Source organism: Pseudomonas avellanae BPIC 631, from assembly GCF_000444135.1.
Lineage (GTDB): Bacteria > Pseudomonadota > Gammaproteobacteria > Pseudomonadales > Pseudomonadaceae > Aquipseudomonas > Aquipseudomonas avellanae.
The window spans coordinates 23,017-41,549 of sequence record NZ_ATDK01000233.1 but is presented as its reverse complement, the minus strand read 5'-3'; the positions used below and the strand labels follow the sequence as shown (position 1 = coordinate 41,549).

Below are 18,533 nucleotides of genomic sequence, written 5' to 3'. Positions count from 1 at the left end.
GTTAACAGTGCAAAACGTCTGATTATCTGATCGGGCGAGGTTTTTTAACCTCAGGCCATGAAGGCATCAAAAATCGATGCTTACTTCAGACCCTCCCTAGAAAAATGGGGTGGCGCCTGAGTAATCAGTCAGATCCACTTCCCAAGCAGCCGTTGGACAGCCCCTAGGAAGGTATAACACTTGGTGTCACGCCCGTTTGAAGGGGCTCGGAGCACTTCCGCTCTCGACCTAAGGCGAGAGGTACCGCATAGCGGTAGGCACCACCCGATGCCAATATACACATCTGGCTAGTAAATTTCTCCTTCGTCTTCGTTCATCCGTGCTAGCACCATCCGAATATAATGATCGTATTTTTCTATTATCTGCACCTCAGTCAGTGCCACGGCTGGGTCTACTCTGCCCCGGCTCTCCAAAAAGCTGAGCTTTTCCGCCGATGTCTTAACCACATCGTAATCTCGTATGTAGCCACCTCGTGGATCAAATTTCATCGCAAAATACGCGCGAGCTAACTTCTTGAGCCTAATAGTGCCTACAGCTGCAAGGTCAGGAACCCTGGCAACCATTCTCATGACTGCTCTATCCATCTCGTGTAAGAGTTTTTCATCTGTAATCTGATTAAAGTAGGCCACCCAGCCGTACCTCTTATTTTGACTGATTGCCCCAGTAATCTTTTCATTTATCTCTAAAAAGAAAATATCGACTAATCTTTCTTCATTGAGATATTTGAACTTTTCAAGGCGCTTTGCTCGGTTATGCTTAAAATCGCTTATCTTTGCGGCAACCGATTGCAAAAAACGCTCCACTGTGTTTCTTCTCACAGTAATTTTAGGAAGCTCAAAAACGTAGCCAAGATACGAAAAGTCTTGATCTAGCGGGCCAAATTTCGTCTTATCAGAGCTTAAGCCATGAAGATGAAGGCCACGCCTCATCAACCTTCTTTTCAACGAATTAAACGAAGTGGTAACCAGGCTTTCCTCCCCATACATCAATACATCATCGACGTATCTATAATAGTGAAGCCCTGGTACTGACCGCATCGCCCGATCCACGTCAGCCATATAGATCGCTGCCAATATATTAGATATCGCTAGCCCCTGAGGGACGCCAACTTCTTGCTTATAGACTGAGTGCTTATTTCGTGGTGTATTTTTGGGCACTGTCGGAGTCCGCAAGGCATGAGCGATCAAGTTCAAGACCTGAGGTATCTTGATCTTTCTCCCTACCAGCATGACCGTTCGATCTTGGTCAATCGAGTCATAAAATTTTTGGATGTCAGTACTACACACCCATGCACTAGCCGCGTCCATCGTACTGACATCCAAAGCTACCTGGCGGACATAACTACTAGCTACGTTTCTAGGTACCTGCTCAGGAAAAATCAGGGCTAGGTATTTTTGAAGCTGATGAAGAACTATACGATCTCGGACAATTGGTATACTTATAACGCGAGGTTCCTTTCCGCGCCCTTTCAACTTTAGCTGTTCTAGAAATGGTGCAAATCTAAAAGTGCTATCAAGACATTTGGCCGAAACGACTTCCAGCTCGGATGCTGACCTACAGCTAAACTGGAAGCCATTGATCCGGTCAATCCCTTTGGCCAAAGATGTTCCAAACCGGTCTCTGAAAACCCATTCCAAAGATAGAGGGGAAAACATCCGCCGGAACAGCTCTTCTGCGGTGATCCACCCCGCTTGGTACAAAAGTGCATCGTGTCCCTGAACCATAAAATCCTCCTCATTCGTGACCTCAGATTACGCGATACGTGTCAAGGATCCTAGATTCTGCTGGAACCTCCAATATGAACGGCTGATTTGGGTCGATTGCTATTCGTTGTGATGGGTAAGCCCCCAGTGCCAGAAGGCTGCTAATGGCCGTTGGAGGCTCTGCGAAATAACAGTTGTGGATAGACAGTGACCTTCAGTCCGAGCGATTCAGATCGCTTACTCTGCTTGTAGGAGCGAGTCGCAAAATAGAATAAACCCCATGATGTGAGTTCTCGGTCATCTATTTTCATGCGCAGATTAGAGGATGCTGGCAATACCCGCCCCCTATAAGCTAGGCTAAGCGCTCTAATCTTTAAAGCAGGAAGCTGATATGTCTTTTGACGCATTTATGCAGGTCGACGGTGTAGAGGGCGAATCTCTTGATGACGCCCACAAAGGCTGGGTGGAACTGCTGTCCTACCATTACGACGCGGTTCAGTCGATCAGTACCTCCGCCAGCTCTAACGGCGGCGCGAGCGCAGGCGGCGTTACTCTGGGCGACTTTAAAGTAAGTAAATATATAGACAGAGCAACGCCAAAACTGTTTGAGCTATGCTGTCGTGGGTCGCATATCAAGAAAGTAACTATTCGTGTCCATCGGGCGGGCACAGAAAAATTTAAGTATCTGGATATCGTCTTAGAAGAGGTATTGATATCTACCGTTAGCGGAAATGGGGCTGAGCATGCAGGCTTACCTGTAGAGCTAATCACACTTAACTATGGACGAATAAAATTCGAGTACTCACAGCAGCGCCGTGCTGACGGTGGAAGTGCTGGGATCGTATCCGGCGGATGGGACCGGACCGCGAATAAGCCATTTGCATAAATCAGTACCCTGAGTACCCTGCCACAGCAGAAGCCCGCCTACCAAACAGGCGGGCATACTGGGTCACCAGTAAACAGCAAATACGATTGCAAGAAGAATAGCAGTACCTACCCACTCCTTTCTAGTACAGCTTATGAAAATCAAGAACTGTACAAAAAGCGCAAGCAGCACAGTCATGGTTCTTATATCACCGCGAGTATTGGATCTGTCCTCAATATGCGACACTATGGAACTTGGTTCCATCCAATCGTATTGCGAACCATGAAAAATTATATACGTCAGCAGACAGGATACGTAAACCGTATACAGCAAAACCCTTATCAAAACGCCTTTAGCCGTCATATAAACTACCTTAAAAGCTGACTAAAAAAATTCCATCTTTTCACAATAAAATCCCCATAACTGGTGTCTTCTTTTATTCTCTCAATAGATGGGTTTGTCCCTCGATTGTATCGAGCACCAATGATACGCACCTCGTCCATGCCGATGGATTTAAAATTGTCATAATCAACTAGCAGCCGCAAGTGCTTTGCTGCTAGATCAATATTATAGATATCCTGCTCCAGACAGTTGGCTAAGCTTCTCAACTCGCTAATTGACATGTCATCGGGGTTAAGACCTAATGTAACTGCTGCGGTCCTAAGCTGAACACTCACCCATCCGAAACTAGTCTTAGCAGGTGGCGGAGTGCTGACGGTTGGCAAGTTGCCCAAATGATCGAACACTCGGAATTCGAATGCTGCTCTATCGGCAGAATTTGGGTCTCCTCCGGCTTCTATCCAACACACACCAGCCAACAGCTCAACAGGAAGCGAATACTTTGCGGCTGATGCCTTGATGAACTGCTTATTGTGAATCAGCCAAGTATCTTTGAAGCGCTGGATATGACCTCGCCCTCCACCGAACCGTGCTGGCACCAACTTCCAAACAAAAACATCAAAGCCCCCCCAAGTGGGACTACCATTGGACTCCGGCGTGCAAAAATCATTCATATCAACTCATCCATGACTTAGATCGCGTCAGCATACTGTATCATCAAGGTTCTCTCTCGGTGTACTGGTCGCTGGCCGACTTGAAGCCAAACATCAGAACAACTCACCGAGCGCGGCAGGCTCCCAATTCATGATAACCAGCTCACCGCTGACATCAGCCTTTCCCTTTCTCTGGTTTGCCGTGCTGTAACGAATGTCGACCGTTTCAAAATGGAAGCCTTCAAACACCCGCCGGATGTCAGGGTGATCGTTGATGCTCACCATCACCTTCCCTTTGCACCCCCGCATGAACTCCGCCATGCGCTCGTAGTTCTCAAACGGAAAATCCACACCGTACCCAGCCGTTTGCCAGTAAGGCGGGTCCATGTAGTGGAACGTATGGGGCCGGTCATATCGCTCAGCACATTCAAGCCACGGCAGATTCTCCACGTACGTACCTGACAAACGTTGCCAGGCCGCAGAAAGGTTCTCCTCGATCCGCAACAGGTTGATGGCCGGGCCAGTCGTTGCGGTCCCGAAAGTCTGCCCGCTGACCTTCCCTGCAAAGGCGTGGTGCTGGAGGTAGAAGAACCGGGCAGCGCGCTGGATATCGGTGAGGGTTTCGGGACGGGTCATCTTTTGCCACTCAAATACCTGACGCGAGCTGAGCGCCCATTTGAACTGGCGGACGAATTCTTCAAGGTGGTTTTGGACGACGCGATACAGCGTCACCAGATCACCATTGATATCGTTCAAGACCTCAACGGGAGCTGCCTGGGGACGCATGAAGTAGAGGGCCGCACCGCCAGCGAACACTTCGACGTAGCATTCGTGGGGTGGGAAAAGCGGGATGAGACGGTCGGCCAGGCGGCGTTTGCCGCCCATCCAAGGGACGATGGGTGTGGACATAAATAGCAAGACCTTTACTGTATATATAAACAGGTGCTAGGCTCGCTCCGCTTTGTGCACGAAGCGAGAGCCTTGGCTGGACTTGCAGGGGTAATCTGCGGGAACGGTGACCGGCCGAGATGTTGACGCATCTCGACTGGTCGCTCTTTTTCAATGTGTTGCGTTATCTCTTCAGCTCAATCGGACCAGTACCTTCAGTGCCCGCTCGTAAAGCGCCTGACGGTCGGCAAGGCCATTTGTGCCACCGTTGATCCGTTTGGTAATTGTCAGGAAGTCGCTTCTATCTGCGAAGGTATTAAGCCCAGCACGGTGCCAGAACCAAGCAGCCGACATGGCGGCATGCTCCGGACGCTCGAGGAGTTCAGGTTGCTGTAGCAGATCCAGGCCCAATGCCTCACCGCAGGCCGCGTAGTTCGCCCGCCCGGTAATTTGAATAAGCCCCCTGCCCCGGTATAACTGACCGTCGCCGTCGTCCTCTGGCGTGTTGCCCAGGCGTTCGGCTAGCCGCCCGGTATCGTATTTTTCGAGGTAGGCATCACTGCCCAATTCCCGCACGTAGCGAAGCTGGCCAGACTCATGGCCCACCTGCGCCAGGAAGGCAGCGATACGCAGCTTCGTAACGATGGCGTATTTGCTCATCGCAACGTTTAAGACGGGAACAAAAACGCCAGCTCGGGAGCTGGCGTTGGGGAGAATCTGCAGCAACTGCTGCACAGTAATCGACATTCAGACATCTCCTGAATAGAGGCGATTTGTGATGGAGGTTATGGTCAGAGCTGCACGACCTTGACTGGTTTTTTCTCTTTCTTTTTGCCTTTGGCTTTTGCCTTGCCCTTGTTGCCACCATTGCACTCGGCCGTGGTGGACCAGCCAGCTTGGGTAAATACCTGTTCGACCGAATCCGTCAGGTACTCGCCATCAAGCCCCTCCTTGAACCCCTGCACGCTGATCATGCGCTCCGCGAAAAGGTCAGTACGCCCGACCATTTCAAGACGGATGCCTGCAGTGCTGCGATTGAAAGCAGCAAGACGCGCTTTCGCGGCCTGCTCAGCTGCAGATTTGTTGGGGTAGATATGCCGGTCGGTATGAACGGGAGGGAGACCATCCGGGGCCGTGTCGTTATTGAGGGTCACGATCTGGAGCTTCCCGGTCTTCTTGTCCTGATGCTTCGTCGACACGGCTTTGTGTGTCGAACGATCACCCAGTCTGAACTGCCATCGGCTGACGTCTTGGCGCGTGATGGCCAGAACGCCAAACGCTTTCCCGGACGCGCTTGCTCCCTCTTGCCTGGGCATGACGAGCAACTTGCCGTCGGCGACCTTGGCAGTGCAGTCGTACTTTTTTGCCAGCCGTGTGATGAAGTGGTAATCCGACTCGTTGAGCTGGTCAGCCCGTGGGACCTTTGTCGCTACGTTGCAGGCTGAGGCCCAGCCATTGCGTGCGGCAATGTCGCTGACAATCTTGGACAACGGCACATCCTCCCAGCTACCACTGCGTGTGGTCTTACCGCTTCCACGCATGCTGCTGGCTTTGCCTCTGATGACCATCGTGTCGGGAGGACCAGACACCTCGATCTCATCAATGGTGTACAGACCGATCTTGGTGAGCTTCTGGCCGTCATAGCCCAGATAAACCTCAACATCGGCCCCCCTCGATGGCAACGCCACTGCACCGTCGCGATCATCAATGCGCAGTTCGAATTCATCTGAATCCATGTCGGGCTTGTCAGTAGTACGCAGCTGGATCAATCGGTCGTTGATGAGCGCCGTAATGTCGGTGCCGTCGGCAACGATACGGAAAGTGGGTTTCATGCGCAGACACCAAAAGAAAGCCCCGCAATCAACGGGGCCGGGCAAAAGGAAAGGTTCGTTACGCGTAACGCCGAGGTCAGCCCCAGAGCATTACAGTTTCGTCGGAGGATGCGGGAAGGTCCGGCAGAGTGATGATCAGCCCCACCCGGAAGGGTTGAGCCTCATCGGCCAGGCCCTGATTGGCATCAAGCACGGCCTCCACAGAGCCGTTTAAATGGCCGTAATGGTTGAAACAAAGGGTATCGAGGATATCCCCGTCAGACGTTCTGCATATCGTCGCCATAGCGTGTGAACTCCAGCGTGAACGCCTGCTTGCGAGGGATGCCCCCCTGCATCAGAGCGCTCTGATCTTCCTGAATTTTCTTCAAGCACCAGTTACCCAGCACTGCCCCATACCCTGTGGTCAGGGCCAGAGGCACGCCCAGGCCCGCGATGCCACGCAACGTATCGAGCTGTTTGATCCCACCTTTGACGTTGGGGAACACCGCCCCCTTGAGCGTCAGTGACTCATCACCCATACCAATGTTCTGCTGTGCCGGTCGACGCGTGAGACGCTCTTGCGATGCCCAGCGGAACTCACTGGAACGGCTCAGTTCGTCGAACGCAGCGGTGTCCAGATTGAAGTAGTAGGGCTCGCCTTTCGCGCTGAGCGGCTGCAAGATCAGCAGATGCTCAAACGGTTTGACCGCTTCGACAGCCGGGGTTTTCTGCGCGGCAAATGACGAACTGGGCACCACGTTGGCCAGCGCGGGACTGATACTGCCAGCCACCTTGTTGACGGCTGTCCCGGCTTTTGCTGCCTGCTCTTTGAGCACTCCCAGGCGCTCGTCAATCTGAGTTACCGCCCTTGAGGCACGACTGTACGTCGATACGACAGCCCCGACCTTCGCCTGGGCTGCGGTGACACCCCGCATCACGCGTTGAAGCTTGGCCCCGATTGCGGGCCCCACGATGGGCAGGCCCTCAAGCTCAGCAGTCGCACCGCTGATTTCGCTGATCGCGCCATTGACCGGCGAGAGCATGCCGTCCAGATCGCGCCGACCTGACTCGCCCGCCGCCACCAGGTACTTCATACCCGACTGCAGTTGTTCCATGTAAGCCATATATCCCCCTACTCGACGTGCGGAGCATCAAACAGATTCGACCGTTGCGACTGTTGCGCCGAGTCGCGCATAGCCCGCTGAATCATCGGCTCCAGATCCCGCATCAGTTGTTGCGGATCTTTCACATCACCTTGAACGGTCAGTGTTATTGGCGCATTTATCGAAACCTGCTGTTCGTACTTGGGTGTCGGCATCTTGGGTGCTTCGGGCTTGATGACAATCGGCGCGGCAGGACTCGCGGCAGGCTTTTCCGTCATGGCCCGCCCTACGTCCCCCATCAATGGCCCGGTAGGAGCCAGCGCTGGAGCTGGCCCCCGAGCCATCAGCGGCACCCGGTCGTTGTCGAAAGACTTGGCCGTCGCCCCCAGCGTGGGCACTACCGGGCCGGGCAGCGCGACCGGAACCGAAGGCGCAGCCAGCAGCGACACCGGCTTACTCTCTTTCTCCGGCGTGCCAAACAGCTCTTTGCCCAGCAAGCTGCCGACCTCACCGCCGCCCCAAGACCCCAGGGCACCGCCAATGGCCGCGCCTATCGCCGTGCCCACGACCGGCAAAATCATCGTGCCAATCGCCGCACCGGCCGCAGCACCACCCCAGCCGCCCAGCGCGGAGCCCGCAACTTCGGTAGCCCCTTCCAGTTTTTTCTCGATAGGGTCATCCGACTGATACAGCTCGACCGCTTTCAGGCCCGCGCTGATCACCGCTTCGCCGGGCAAAACCTTGGCCCTGCCTGCCATCTTGCCCAGCAAAGGCATAATGCTTCGCTCAGCAGCCGCAGGAAGCGGCGGCACAGGGATGGGCAGACGTGGGGCCGGACGAATACAAGGAGCATCGGCCGGACGCGGTGGCACCGGGCGAATACGCGATTCACCGGCCGGGCTTGGTGGTATCGGACGGATGCGCGGTTCACCGACCGGACGCGGCGGAACAGGCCGGGTACGCGGTTCACCAGTTGGACGCGGTGAAACGACGGGCGGACGAGACGCAGCGCCTGCACGACGACGTGCACGGGCTGATCGCCGTCCTCGACGTGGCGTATCGCGCTGGCCCGGCAAACCCGATCCCGCACCTATCTCCGAGGCGTTCACCACGAAGACGCGCTGCAGGCCGCCCCCTTCGCCAGAAGCATTGGAGCCGCCATCTGAATCGGCACCAGCCTCCAGCGTTTCGCGGTAAGCCTCCAACGCCGTGAACCCAACCCCGAGCAACCCTTTAGGCCTTTTGGCCTCACCGCCTGCATCAGCGTCTTTGGCTTCCTCGTCCTTGGCATCATCACCTTTGACGTCATCCGGCTTGTCCTTGTCGACCAGCTTCGCACCGGCTTTGGATGCCACTGTCAGGCCAACGCCCAGTAGCGCAGCGACACGCGCTTTGCGCCCAGAGGCTGCAGCACCAGGCGCGGCCGCTGCGGTACTGCCAACACCAGCAGCTTTTGCGTTGGTCACAAAAACCTGCTGGACCTTCCCGGCTCCGCCGCCGACCGACCCTCTGGCAAGATTCATCAGGCCCTTGCCGATTTTGAATGCACCGAAGGCTGACTTGGCAACCAGCAGAGCACCTATGGCCCCCGTCAGTCCCATAGCCAGGTTCGGCATCTTGTCGCTGACGGTGGTGATGCCTTGGGCCACGGTCGTCAAACCTTGCGCCACGGCATCGGTTGCCGGTCTGATCGCATCGCCCACGCTGCGCATGGCATCGTTGGCCGCCTGTGAAAGCTCGGCCCACTTCTGCGAAGAGCCTTCCCGGCGCTCGGCCAGGTTCTTGTCGAGAATGCCCGACGCGTTGCGGGACTGCGATTTCAGATCGTTATACAGCTGCTTGTTCTGCAGGTACGCGGTAAGCGCAGCCTTGACCTGCATGTCCGCAAAAATGTCCCCGGTTTTCAAAGCCTGCGACAGTGATTCCATCATGGCCTTGGCCTTGGCCGGATCTGTTTCCTTACTGATTTTGGCCGTGGCGGCCGCCATTGCTTCGGCCTTTTTCGGGTCAGTCTTCTGGATGTACTGCTGGGCCAACGCCATGCTGGACTCCAGCGTGGACATGCCTTTCTGCAGGCCGGTTTGCATCGAGCCTTCGTAATCGATACCGGCCTTTTTGTAGGCATCGACCGTATCCGAAGCACCGATTTTGCCCATCCAGTTTTTCAGGTTGTTGGCCGCCTCGTCAGAGCTGCCCGCCGTCTTCATCTGGACCTGCAGCATTGCACCGAGCTGCGTCACCGCGTCCATGCCGGTGATACCAATACTGCCCATGTTGGCCAGCAGTTCGGGAAACCACTTTGCCATGTCGGAGGCTTCGAAACTGCCCGCCTGCCCTTGGTAGGCGATGGCCTCCAGAGCCTGCTGCATTTCCTTGGCGTCGGTGATATTGGCGTTTTGACCCAGGGCGTTGATCATCTTCGCTGTGTCGGTCCCTTCGGAACCCTGACCGACCACGAATTTGGCGGCAACCGGCGCGTACTCCAGCGCCTTGCTCAGCTCCATACCCGCACCGACCAGCTGATTGACTACGTCAGCGACCTGATTGCGCTCCATGCCGGTATCACGGGCGGTCGTGATGATGGTTCGTGACATCTCCGCTTCTTGCGGTTTGTTGGCAATGCCAGCCTTGATCGCAATGTCGCGAACAATCGCCCCGAAGTCCGCGCTGACTTTCGTCGGGATCGCCAAGGCCCCGGCCGCTACTACGGCTTGCCCGACCGAGCTTTTGACCGTCTCCCGTCCCTCGCTCATCTGCCGTCGGCCTTTGGCCTGCAACTCCGCAGAACGAGCCGTGCGCCCCATTTCCTTGTAGGCTTTGCTCAGCCGTCCGACCTCGACGCCCTGCGCCTTGAGGCTATCGAGGTTCGAATTCAAACGTGACAGTAACGCGGTCGCACCGGCCTGGCCCGTTGCATGGGCTTTGCGCCACTCCTCGCGCAACTTGATCGTTTCGCCAATCGTGCTCTGCAGGACGCGAGCCTTGGCACCTTTGTCGTCCAGCGCCTTGATACGGCTCTCAACGTCCTTGAAGGCCTTGCCTACGGTTGCACTGACCGCGCCACCGATGACAAGGCCCAGCTTCAAACTATCACTCATAGACCACCCGAGGCGTTCAAAGGGGGATCAATCCATGATCCACCACAACATTCGATTGAAAGGCATTGCCTCGATCTCAGCAGCGGAAAAGCCCGTCTCCGCTGCCAACTTGCGCGTCGCCTGTCTCATGGTCTCGGGATTACAATTCATCCTCTTCGACCAGGCGAAAATAGCCTTCCTGCAGGCGGCGATAATCGCGCTGTTTCATTCGGTCCAGATCGTCCCGGCCAGCCTCGATCAGGCTGCAGAACAAGTGGAGTTCGTGGGCCTCGGGGCTGCCATTGGCAGCGGCCGCTGCAGCACGGGTATCCCTGACGCAAGGTGCGCGCATTGTTACCTTGTCGACTTTCACGGTGTTGATTTCCACCGGGTACTTCAGCGTGATGATCGCGCCTGAATCCGTCAGGACGATCCACGACGGCAGCGGAGTGGTTTCGTTGTTGCCAGTTACTTGAGTCATGTTCGTTCCTTAAAGGCCGAGGGCGGCGCGTTCTGCTGCGAGCTGGTCCACGCCGTCGATAACGCGCACCATGTTCACCATGTCGATCTCGTAAACAACACGACCGTCGACTTCCAGCTTGTAGTAGGAGACGGCGAGGCTGTGCTTGATCTCCGCCACGGTGGCGGGCTTCCACTCGCCCGGATCAACTTCTTTCAGCATGCCCCGCAAGGTAGCCACCACCGGTGTGACAACGCCTTTCAGGCCCTTGAAAGAGCCTCTGAATGTGCCGTTGAAGGCGGTCTGATCAGACAGACCGAAAAATTTCAGCGACTCGCGGCGCACGCCATTGGTCGTGAAGCTGGCTTCCATCTTTTCCAGGCCCATGTCGACCTCGACCGGACCGGCCATGCCGCCGCCGCGGTACTCCTCGGTCTTGAGGGTCATCTTGGGAAGCGTCAGCCCCGGCACATCACCGCTGAAGTTGATACCGTCGACGAACAGGTTAGTGTTGGAAAGGGTTTGCGGAATCATGTAGAGCGCTCCTTAAGCGGCTTCGAGGACTTCGGTCAGCCACTGATTGGTGACTTCAACGCGGAAATTCGGGTTTTCGGCAGGCGGCACATCGGTGAAACGGATGTTCCAGTACACCTTGCCCTGCTCCAGCTGGCTGGCAGTGTTCAACTCGGTGTCCGCGTAGACCTCGAAATTGATGATCGCCCCTTGGTTTTTCAGGTCGCGCATGAAGGCTTGCAGGCCTTCTGTCACGTCCTTGACGTAGGTTTTGGTGATCGAGCGGTCGACTGCCCACTTGTGCCCTGCCTGGATCGCATCCATGACGATGTCGAGCGTGCGAACCCGAGTCACGAATGACCACTTGGCATCACTGGACAACGTTCGATTGCCCCACAAGCGATAGCCGTCGTCACGGATGATCGTCGCGATATTGGCGTTGTTCAGAAGGTTGGCCCGGCACGTCGTGTCACCGGCCAGGTACTCGACAGGCCTGGTAGTGCCGGTGATGCCGACAAAATCCTTGTTCGACGGTGATGCCCAGAAACCGTACTCCGTGTCAGTCCAAGCAAAGAGACCCGCGACCCAAGCCGACGCAGGGGCATCAACGGTCTCGCTGGCCGTGGTGTCCCAGTATTGAACGCCGGGATCACACATGAAGATGCGCTTACTGCCGAAGTTTTTCGCGTAGGCCATCGCCGCCTCATCAGTCGTACCTGGCCCGTCAACAATGGCGATGGCGCGCAACTTGGCAGCCAGACCATCCATCGCGGTGGCCACGGCGAGCGTGGCCGAATGCTTGGGCGCGATCAGCAGTCGCGGCTGGGCATTGAACAGACTCTTGCCGTCGATCAGCGCTTGCAGACCTGTACGCTTACCGGACGCGAGCACACCGCCAATGACGGCGGATGTCAGTTCAGCCGCGGTCGCACCGGCAGCAACGCCACACCCCACGATCACGGCCTTAGCACGCGTAAAGATCGCCTGACACGCCTTGGTAATCGGCGCGTCTGCGCCCCAGGCTGCAATAGCTTCACGCTCACTGGTGATCAGTTTCAGCTCGTTGACGGCTGCCAACTGGGCGACCTCAGGCGCGGTACTTGGGGTGAAAACGTCGCACAGTCCGATGATCGAGGACGACGGCAGCGCGATGGTGCGCGCCCCGGTGTCAACGGTCGTCATGGTGATGCCGTGAAAGAAACTCATAGAGCCAATCTCCAGATATGAAAAAGCCCCGCATAGCGAGGCCCAAGGGAAAACAGAACAGAAACGAAAACGCCCCAGGTTACGGGGCGTTCCGGGAGGACAGCGATGCAGCGCCGGTCCCTATGTGGTTGGCCAGCTCGATGACTGGACTTGCTCAACAATCACAGCTTGTCGAATGCGCTCCTCAAGCGCTGCTTTGCGCGTTAGCGCGACATTGCGCGCATTCAACGAATCATTCCCCACCGCCTGCACTTGTGCAGCCGTGTGCATGCGGTAAGCCCCCGCACCCTTTGCGTCAACACACCAGACTGGCGTTTCCCAGCTTTCGGCGGGGGCCGACAGCGAGGACAGCACGGCTGCCATCAAATTGGACTGATCAGTCGCTTGGGATGGATAGGTGTGAGGCTCGCCCAGGGCGCTGCTCATAAAACCGCCGACGATGGCAGCGGCGCACGCGCTGCTAATCTCCACCAACTTGCTGGCCTTGATCTGATCCAGATTGACCGGCACGACGGGCATGGTGCTGCTTAGCAAATGGTTTTCATCCACCCAGCGCGGTTCGTTCGCGTTGGCCTCCCACGCGTCCTGAGAGAGAGGCACCAACATATCCGCGTCAGGTAGGATGCAATCTAGAGCCTCGGTGTCAAACCAGCCGATCACCTCGCGGGTGATCGGGTCGAAGTATGCGTAACGCATTGATTAATACTCCAGAATCAGAACGCCAGGGAGTCCGGGACTCCCAGCGCCACCGTTAGCAGTACCGCCTGCGGTGCCATACCCCGCACCACCGCCACCGCCGCCAACACCAAAACCAGCCCCGGTACGAGAGACACCGCCACCACCCGCACCGGCGCGTCCGCGACCACCGGCCGTACCGAACGGGCCAGGACCACCAGAGCCGCCGTCACCACCAAGGTACTGCCCACGGGCATCGGTCCCGTCAGACCCACCGCCAGCCCCCAAGCCGGTCGCAGCCCCACCGGCGCCGGTGGTAATGTCACCTCCCTGCCCACCACTACCAGCCGAAAGCCCCAGCAAAGTGCCGAAACGTGTTATACCGCCAGCTCCGCCGTTTTTCCCGGCAGTGCCGCTTGCAGCCGTCGTACCCGCCGCGCCGCCCCCACCGATAGTGATCGCGTAGACAGTTCCCGGCACAACAGTGATCGGTTCCGAAAGTACAAACTGACCGGCGTTTCCCCCACCGCCGCCTCCCGCGCCCGTCTGCGATAGACCGCCACCGCTGCCACCACCGCCCCCGCCAGCGCATCCAGACACCCAAATCGTCGTTACACCGTCTGGGCAAGTCCAACTGCCGTTTGCGGTAAAGCGGATTTTCGATTTCAGCCTGCTTACTTCCGACCGCAGAAACTCGGCGTTTACGATCTGTTTGGACGCATCGCCCGGCTCAGGTGTAGGAGTGGTCGGAGTCCCGAGAAGCGCCGGGCTGTCGACGCGGGCCAGTTGCGTCATGGAACAGCGATTTACTGCCCAGTACGAATTCCCGCTGGACGCCAGTTCGATCATTTCATAAGGTCCGAGCACCAACGTCAGACCGCTTACGCCCGTAAGGATATTTCCAGACGGGACGGTCAGCGTGATAGATGCGTTCCCGGCGCTGTTTCGGAACAGGAACGTGGTGCCATCCGGCACGTTGGCCGCCGCTGGGAGCGCGACAACGGCATTGGGCGACGTGATGTTGAACCAGCATCCGTTTTGCGTTGGGCTAACCGAATAGGTAGAAGCCGACACCCCAACACCCACACCAATAAACTTTCGCGCCCAGCTGCGCACAAAATCTTGCGTTACCAACTGATTGCCCGCCGTATTCGTTTCCGGCGTAGGACCTTTCGGCGTGCCTTTGAAAACAGGCGAGTCCGCCGTTAACAGCTCGGTGAACACTGGCCCGTTACCACCCACCGCAGCGGATGCAGTCCAGGTTTTGCCGGTGGAGAAATCGGTGAAAATACCGCTGTAGCCGTTGGAGTTATCCCGACGTCCCGTAATGCACCACATCCCATAACCCGGGGACCCACCACCCGAATCCAGCGGGACCGTAACGCCATTGAGCTTGCTTGCGCCGACGTTGATATAGCCGCTCCAGCCGCCCGGCTTGGCCCAATCGCTGTTTGACGTAAGCACCAGCGCCACGGGCGCGAGCGTGCCGATGTTGTAGGTGCCGAGGACATTCCACAGCGCCGACATCGTGGCGATTCTGTTACTGCTGTCGACAACCGACGGCGTGGGGGCCGTAGGTGCTCCGGTCAGCGCTGGTGAATCTGTCGGGGCAAACTCGCGCCAAGTGGTCCAGCCACCGGCCGCCTGCGTGCGCCAGAACAGACTCGGGTAGCCGCCCGTTCCTGCCAAGGCCGCAAAAATCTGCAGTGCGCCGCCGTTGTTGTAACGCGCGCAAATCAAGGTCGCATTGGCAGACGCCGGGATGTTTAAGCCGGTGGAAGCCATGCGGAACATCCCGCTTAATGGGGCGTCGTTTGCATCCAGCACGAGCTGTGCAGAATCAGTTCCGATGCCAAACAACGCCAGCAAACCACGACTGAAAGCGGTGGTTGAAATACTGGTGTCGTTGTCGGTCAGCGCGGGAGTAGGAGCCCTTGGATCACCCGTAAACACCGGGCTGGCAATGGGGGCCCTTAACGCCAGGGCGTTCATCATCGTGGTCGAGAAATTGGCATCGTTGCCCAGCGCGGCCGCAATCTCGTTGATCTGGTTCAGCGTCTCCGGCGCAGCCCCTACCAGGACAGTAAACAGCTGCTGAACAAACGCGGTTGTAGCCAGCTGCTCGTTGTTGGACGACGCGGCTGGAGTGGGTGCTTTCGGCGTGCCTGTCAGCACCGGGCTTGCCAAGTTCGCCTTTGCAGCCAGCGCGCTATCGACCTGCGTTTTGGTGTAGACATCCGTCAAGCCATAGCCAGCAACGGTCGTTGGGTTGCTGGCCGCCACCACACGACCGTATTTGTCGACGGTGATACTGCGATACGTGCCCGCCTCCACGCCCGTGCGCCCCCAAGCCATCTCAAAGGCCAACGGGGTGACACCCAGTGAGATAGTACCGTCAGTGATCAACTGCCAGCCGCTGTCACCATTGATGGTGCCTTGCTCGACGTGAACCAGCAGGCCCGGCGTCACACGCGGGTCAGTGTCCGCATCAGCAGCCCGAGCCCAAGCGCCCGCCGCCGTCACCCAAATGCCGTTTTCACGGGCGGCGGTCTGCTTGACCACCAGCACGCGCTTGCCGGAGGGCACTGCCACTCCGTCGATGGTCTGCAGGCCGCTCAACGCGATGTTGGCCGTGGTGGCCACCAGAACGGAATGCTTGAAGTCCTGCCGCGCCAGTTCACTGATTACAAACTCGCGTGTTGCCAACACCACACTGGGGTCAATTTTCAGTTCGACATTGGCCGAGTTGCTGACGATCAGGTTCATCCGCACAACCTGCGTGCGGCCAGAGCCTTGCGCCAGCAATGGCTTGAACGACGGCGCGCAGTTGGCAATCGCCACCAGATCACCGTCAGCATCGTACAAGCCGATTTCACGAATCCACTTTCCACCGACCTCGGCAGGAATGACCTGTTCAGCGACGATAATCGCCGGGTTGGCCGGGTCTTGGGTAAGCTGATTCAGGGGCGCTCGACGCCATTCGTTGATCAGCGCTTTTTGCTTGGCGTCCGGCTGCGGGTCTGCGCCGTTGGCATCGCCTACGCCCATCTGGGTAATCTTCCAGCCAATGCCCAGGGCATCGGCATTGGCCTGTTTGGCGACGCCGATGTTGGTCAGGATAGCGTAAAACTGCGAGTTTTGATCGATCATGAATACACATCCAGGGTGTCGATAGTTGTTTCACGTCCGCCACGACCGATCACACCCGAGACAACAATGTCTCGCTGTTGCGGTGGGTAAACGTCGATGATGTCGCCTTCTTGCACAGAGGCGCTCAGGTAGGTGCTGCCGGTGGTTTCCAGACTGATGGCAAGGCCGATCAAGTGGCGGGAAACGGGCTTGGCGTCATCGATCAGCGCCGTCAGCTCTTCGTACATCTGTTCCGTGATGCCGGTGTCCAGCACGCCGACTTTCAGCTGGAACGTGCCGGGCTCGCCAAGCGGGTTGAGCTGCCACCATTCCACGATGTCGATCAGATAGCCCAAAGGCTCGACCACCCGACGCAACGCGCCGATGGTGCCCTTGTGCGCGTGGACATAGAACGAAGCCTTGACGGCATTACGCTTGACCGGCTCCGACCATTTCTCGTCCCAGCGGTCGACGGACCATGAGGAGGCCAGGTGCGGCAGCAACTCCACCGGACAGGTGTCCGGGTTGTAAAGTGTGCGCAGGGGCACGGGCGTGGCATCGACTATCGCAGCCTCAATGGCACGCTCAAGCTGCGTACTGCTGTTGGGCAATAGACTCTTCATGTCAGTCACCCTTGGTCAGCGTGAAGCCCTTGCAATAGGCGGCCTGTGACTTGCTGGGAAGAATGTCGAGCCAGTCGCCCAGGTCCACGCGACGAACGCCTGCGATGTGCAGCTGGGCGTCGATAGCCGAGCGAGCCACTTCAACACCCAAACGACGCCGAGGATTGATCCAGGCCTTCAAGCGCGCTTCGCACTGCGCCAGAATGGTCTCGTTCTCCGAGCCAGTACCGACCATGTGCACCACCGCGTTGATGGTGTAAGGCAGGATTTCAGCGCTCTGCACTATCAACCGATCACCCAGCGGACGAATGTTCTCGTCGCTCAGGTAGTCGCGTACCTCGTCAAGCAATGACTGGGGCGCAATGCCGGTTTCACTCAAAGCCAGCACCGTGACGACCACCGTAGAGGGAGACGGGCTTTCAGCCGTGGCATCAGCGACCAGGCCCGACGAGTTCCGGGCGTGCAGGATGTAGCTGTTACGCGGACCTGCAGTAGTCAGCCCCTCATAGACCAGCTGGATACGCTCGCGCAGCGCGTCGTCCTCTTCCTTCACCTCAGCCGTTGGGGGAAAGGTCGTCAGGTCTTCCGCCTGGATCACCAGGCGTTTGAGGTTTACGTTGAACGCCAGCTGATCCAGGTCAGATTTACGAGCGTAAGCCAGCAGCAACGCCTTGCACCCATCGTTGACACGGGCGCGATTGCCGAGCTTGTTGTAAGCACCCAGTTCAATCAGTTTCGTGACGGGATCGCTCTCAAGCGCGGCATTCCAGTTGTTTCCCATCCAGTCCCGGAAAATGCCCAGCGCTTCCTCATAGGTGGTTTCAACGTCCAACGGTTCCAGCACTTGTGGCGCAGGCAGCGCCGACAGATCCACCGCACTCATGCTGTAACCTCCAACGTGAAGCTATCGCCCTGATACGTACCTTTCAAAGCGAACGTGACTTGCCCATCAATCACCGATATAGCCCGCACGGATTGGAGTTTCACCCGTGGTTCCCATCGCCCGATGGCTCGGCTGACCTCGGCTTGCACCGCGCTGCGCCAACCGGCCGTGACCGGCAAATCAACGAACCGGGCCAGCTTGCTGCCGTACTCGGGACGGATTCTGCGACTACCCTCTGGCGTGGTCAGAATGTCCGCAATGGACTGGCGCAGGTGATCGAGGCCCGACAAGGGCAAGCCCGTCTCGCGGTCCATTCCGATCATCGTGATTACTCCAGTGGCTCAAACTCTTCATGCGCTTTCAGGTAGGCCAGCGCGTCGGCATCGGAGGAATCCACCGAGGCAACGCCCTGTGCCACGTCGACCAGGCCGCCGTTGGGCAGCACCACAGTTCGGGAAGTGAAGACCGTGTCACGAAAGTCGATCTGTGCGGGTTCCGATGCAGGCGACAACGCACGCGGAGCGACGGTGATAACGAGATCCGTAGACGCCGGCTCGGTTTTGGTTTTGCTCATGCTTTTCTCCAGACGCAAAAAACCCGCATGG

At 57.3% G+C, this 18,533-nt stretch carries 18 protein-coding genes; 1 reads left to right on the top strand and 17 read right to left on the bottom strand.

Translation table 11 applies throughout. The annotated features are described in order from the left end of the window. Positions 1 to 287 precede the first annotated feature (287 nt). Positions 288 to 1,724 (bottom strand): RNA-directed DNA polymerase, encoded by a 1,437-nt coding sequence (locus tag DW49_RS0112130; RefSeq protein WP_005621646.1) that lies wholly within the window; start codon positions 1,722 to 1,724, stop codon positions 288 to 290. Positions 1,725 to 2,094: 370 nt separating this feature from the next. Here DW49_RS0112130 and DW49_RS0112125 point away from each other — a divergent pair, with 370 nt between their 5' ends. Then, positions 2,095 to 2,589 (top strand): Hcp family type VI secretion system effector, encoded by a 495-nt coding sequence (locus tag DW49_RS0112125; protein ID WP_024421262.1) that lies wholly within the window; start codon positions 2,095 to 2,097, stop codon positions 2,587 to 2,589. A 347-nt stretch (positions 2,590 to 2,936) separates the two neighbouring features. Here the strand turns inward: DW49_RS0112125 and DW49_RS0112115 are convergent, their stop codons facing one another. The 16 genes from DW49_RS0112115 to DW49_RS0112035 form a co-directional block, all read right to left on the bottom strand. Beyond that, complete coding sequence (locus DW49_RS0112115; RefSeq protein ID WP_024421260.1) at positions 2,937 to 3,581, bottom strand: hypothetical protein; 645 nt, start codon at positions 3,579 to 3,581, stop codon at positions 2,937 to 2,939. Positions 3,582 to 3,674: 93 nt separating this feature from the next. After that, a complete protein-coding gene (locus DW49_RS0112110) occupies positions 3,675 to 4,469 on the bottom strand; it encodes a DNA adenine methylase (RefSeq protein ID WP_005621648.1) in 795 nt (264 codons plus the stop codon). Positions 4,470 to 4,640: 171 nt separating this feature from the next. Further along, complete coding sequence (locus tag DW49_RS0112105; protein WP_024421259.1) at positions 4,641 to 5,195, bottom strand: glycoside hydrolase family 19 protein; 555 nt, start codon at positions 5,193 to 5,195, stop codon at positions 4,641 to 4,643. 44 nt (positions 5,196 to 5,239) lie between these two features. Then, on the bottom strand, positions 5,240 to 6,280 hold the full coding sequence (locus tag DW49_RS0112100; protein WP_005621653.1) for a phage late control D family protein: 1,041 nt from the start codon (positions 6,278 to 6,280) through the stop codon (positions 5,240 to 5,242). 76 nt (positions 6,281 to 6,356) lie between these two features. Continuing rightward, positions 6,357 to 6,563: a tail protein X gene (locus DW49_RS0112095; RefSeq protein ID WP_003342371.1), complete on the bottom strand. Its 207-nt coding sequence runs from the start codon at positions 6,561 to 6,563 to the stop codon at positions 6,357 to 6,359. Further along, positions 6,538 to 7,383, bottom strand: coding sequence for a phage tail protein (locus DW49_RS0112090; protein ID WP_005621657.1), 846 nt, complete (start codon positions 7,381 to 7,383; stop codon positions 6,538 to 6,540). The genes DW49_RS0112095 and DW49_RS0112090 overlap by 26 nt, the downstream gene beginning before the upstream one ends. Before the next feature lie 8 nt (positions 7,384 to 7,391). Further along, on the bottom strand, positions 7,392 to 10,460 hold the full coding sequence (locus tag DW49_RS0112085) for a phage tail tape measure protein (RefSeq protein WP_005621658.1): 3,069 nt from the start codon (positions 10,458 to 10,460) through the stop codon (positions 7,392 to 7,394). A 139-nt stretch (positions 10,461 to 10,599) separates the two neighbouring features. Further along, positions 10,600 to 10,920: a phage tail assembly protein gene (locus DW49_RS0112075; RefSeq protein ID WP_005621660.1), complete on the bottom strand. Its 321-nt coding sequence runs from the start codon at positions 10,918 to 10,920 to the stop codon at positions 10,600 to 10,602. A gap of 9 nt (positions 10,921 to 10,929) precedes the next feature. After that, positions 10,930 to 11,433, bottom strand: coding sequence for a phage major tail tube protein (locus DW49_RS0112070; protein WP_004663012.1), 504 nt, complete (start codon positions 11,431 to 11,433; stop codon positions 10,930 to 10,932). A 12-nt stretch (positions 11,434 to 11,445) separates the two neighbouring features. Next, positions 11,446 to 12,618: a phage tail sheath subtilisin-like domain-containing protein gene (locus DW49_RS0112065; RefSeq protein ID WP_005621663.1), complete on the bottom strand. Its 1,173-nt coding sequence runs from the start codon at positions 12,616 to 12,618 to the stop codon at positions 11,446 to 11,448. 120 nt (positions 12,619 to 12,738) lie between these two features. Then, entirely contained in the window at positions 12,739 to 13,314 is a 576-nt protein-coding gene (locus DW49_RS0112060) for a DUF4376 domain-containing protein (RefSeq protein ID WP_024421258.1), read from the bottom strand. Between the two features lie 3 nt (positions 13,315 to 13,317). Further along, entirely contained in the window at positions 13,318 to 16,443 is a 3,126-nt protein-coding gene (locus DW49_RS1000000134030; protein WP_024421257.1) for a phage tail-collar fiber domain-containing protein, read from the bottom strand. Beyond that, a complete protein-coding gene (locus tag DW49_RS0112050) occupies positions 16,440 to 17,045 on the bottom strand; it encodes a phage tail protein I (protein ID WP_005619082.1) in 606 nt (201 codons plus the stop codon). Before DW49_RS0112050 ends, DW49_RS1000000134030 begins: the two co-directional genes overlap by 4 nt. A gap of 1 nt (position 17,046) precedes the next feature. Beyond that, on the bottom strand, positions 17,047 to 17,928 hold the full coding sequence (locus DW49_RS0112045) for a baseplate assembly protein (RefSeq protein WP_005619084.1): 882 nt from the start codon (positions 17,926 to 17,928) through the stop codon (positions 17,047 to 17,049). Then, positions 17,925 to 18,251: a GPW/gp25 family protein gene (locus DW49_RS0112040; protein ID WP_005619086.1), complete on the bottom strand. Its 327-nt coding sequence runs from the start codon at positions 18,249 to 18,251 to the stop codon at positions 17,925 to 17,927. The genes DW49_RS0112045 and DW49_RS0112040 overlap by 4 nt, the downstream gene beginning before the upstream one ends. Before the next feature lie 5 nt (positions 18,252 to 18,256). Beyond that, the gene (locus tag DW49_RS0112035) at positions 18,257 to 18,502 is read right to left on the bottom strand and encodes a hypothetical protein (protein WP_024421256.1); all 246 of its coding nucleotides are present in this window, start codon (positions 18,500 to 18,502) and stop codon (positions 18,257 to 18,259) included. Between the last annotated feature and the right edge of the window lie 31 nt (positions 18,503 to 18,533).

What these genes read in the sequence shown, in the direction of transcription:
- DW49_RS0112130 (WP_005621646.1), bottom strand. Translation starts at nt 1,724, where the DNA reads ATGGTTCAGGGACACGATGCACTTTTGTACCAAGCGGGGTGGATCACC.
- DW49_RS0112100 (WP_005621653.1), bottom strand. Translation starts at nt 6,280, where the DNA reads ATGAAACCCACTTTCCGTATCGTTGCCGACGGCACCGACATTACGGCG.
- DW49_RS0112105 (WP_024421259.1), bottom strand. Translation starts at nt 5,195, where the DNA reads ATGTCGATTACTGTGCAGCAGTTGCTGCAGATTCTCCCCAACGCCAGC.
- DW49_RS0112125 (WP_024421262.1), top strand. Translation starts at nt 2,095, where the DNA reads ATGTCTTTTGACGCATTTATGCAGGTCGACGGTGTAGAGGGCGAATCT.
- DW49_RS0112065 (WP_005621663.1), bottom strand. Translation starts at nt 12,618, where the DNA reads ATGAGTTTCTTTCACGGCATCACCATGACGACCGTTGACACCGGGGCG.
- DW49_RS0112035 (WP_024421256.1), bottom strand. Translation starts at nt 18,502, where the DNA reads ATGAGCAAAACCAAAACCGAGCCGGCGTCTACGGATCTCGTTATCACC.
- DW49_RS0112095 (WP_003342371.1), bottom strand. Translation starts at nt 6,563, where the DNA reads ATGGCGACGATATGCAGAACGTCTGACGGGGATATCCTCGATACCCTT.
- DW49_RS0112085 (WP_005621658.1), bottom strand. Translation starts at nt 10,460, where the DNA reads ATGAGTGATAGTTTGAAGCTGGGCCTTGTCATCGGTGGCGCGGTCAGT.
- DW49_RS0112045 (WP_005619084.1), bottom strand. Translation starts at nt 17,928, where the DNA reads ATGAGTGCGGTGGATCTGTCGGCGCTGCCTGCGCCACAAGTGCTGGAA.
- DW49_RS0112070 (WP_004663012.1), bottom strand. Translation starts at nt 11,433, where the DNA reads ATGATTCCGCAAACCCTTTCCAACACTAACCTGTTCGTCGACGGTATC.
- DW49_RS0112060 (WP_024421258.1), bottom strand. Translation starts at nt 13,314, where the DNA reads ATGCGTTACGCATACTTCGACCCGATCACCCGCGAGGTGATCGGCTGG.
- DW49_RS0112110 (WP_005621648.1), bottom strand. Translation starts at nt 4,469, where the DNA reads ATGTCCACACCCATCGTCCCTTGGATGGGCGGCAAACGCCGCCTGGCC.
- DW49_RS0112050 (WP_005619082.1), bottom strand. Translation starts at nt 17,045, where the DNA reads ATGAAGAGTCTATTGCCCAACAGCAGTACGCAGCTTGAGCGTGCCATT.
- DW49_RS0112075 (WP_005621660.1), bottom strand. Translation starts at nt 10,920, where the DNA reads ATGACTCAAGTAACTGGCAACAACGAAACCACTCCGCTGCCGTCGTGG.
- DW49_RS0112115 (WP_024421260.1), bottom strand. Translation starts at nt 3,581, where the DNA reads ATGAATGATTTTTGCACGCCGGAGTCCAATGGTAGTCCCACTTGGGGG.
- DW49_RS1000000134030 (WP_024421257.1), bottom strand. Translation starts at nt 16,443, where the DNA reads ATGATCGATCAAAACTCGCAGTTTTACGCTATCCTGACCAACATCGGC.
- DW49_RS0112040 (WP_005619086.1), bottom strand. Translation starts at nt 18,251, where the DNA reads ATGATCGGAATGGACCGCGAGACGGGCTTGCCCTTGTCGGGCCTCGAT.
- DW49_RS0112090 (WP_005621657.1), bottom strand. Translation starts at nt 7,383, where the DNA reads ATGGCTTACATGGAACAACTGCAGTCGGGTATGAAGTACCTGGTGGCG.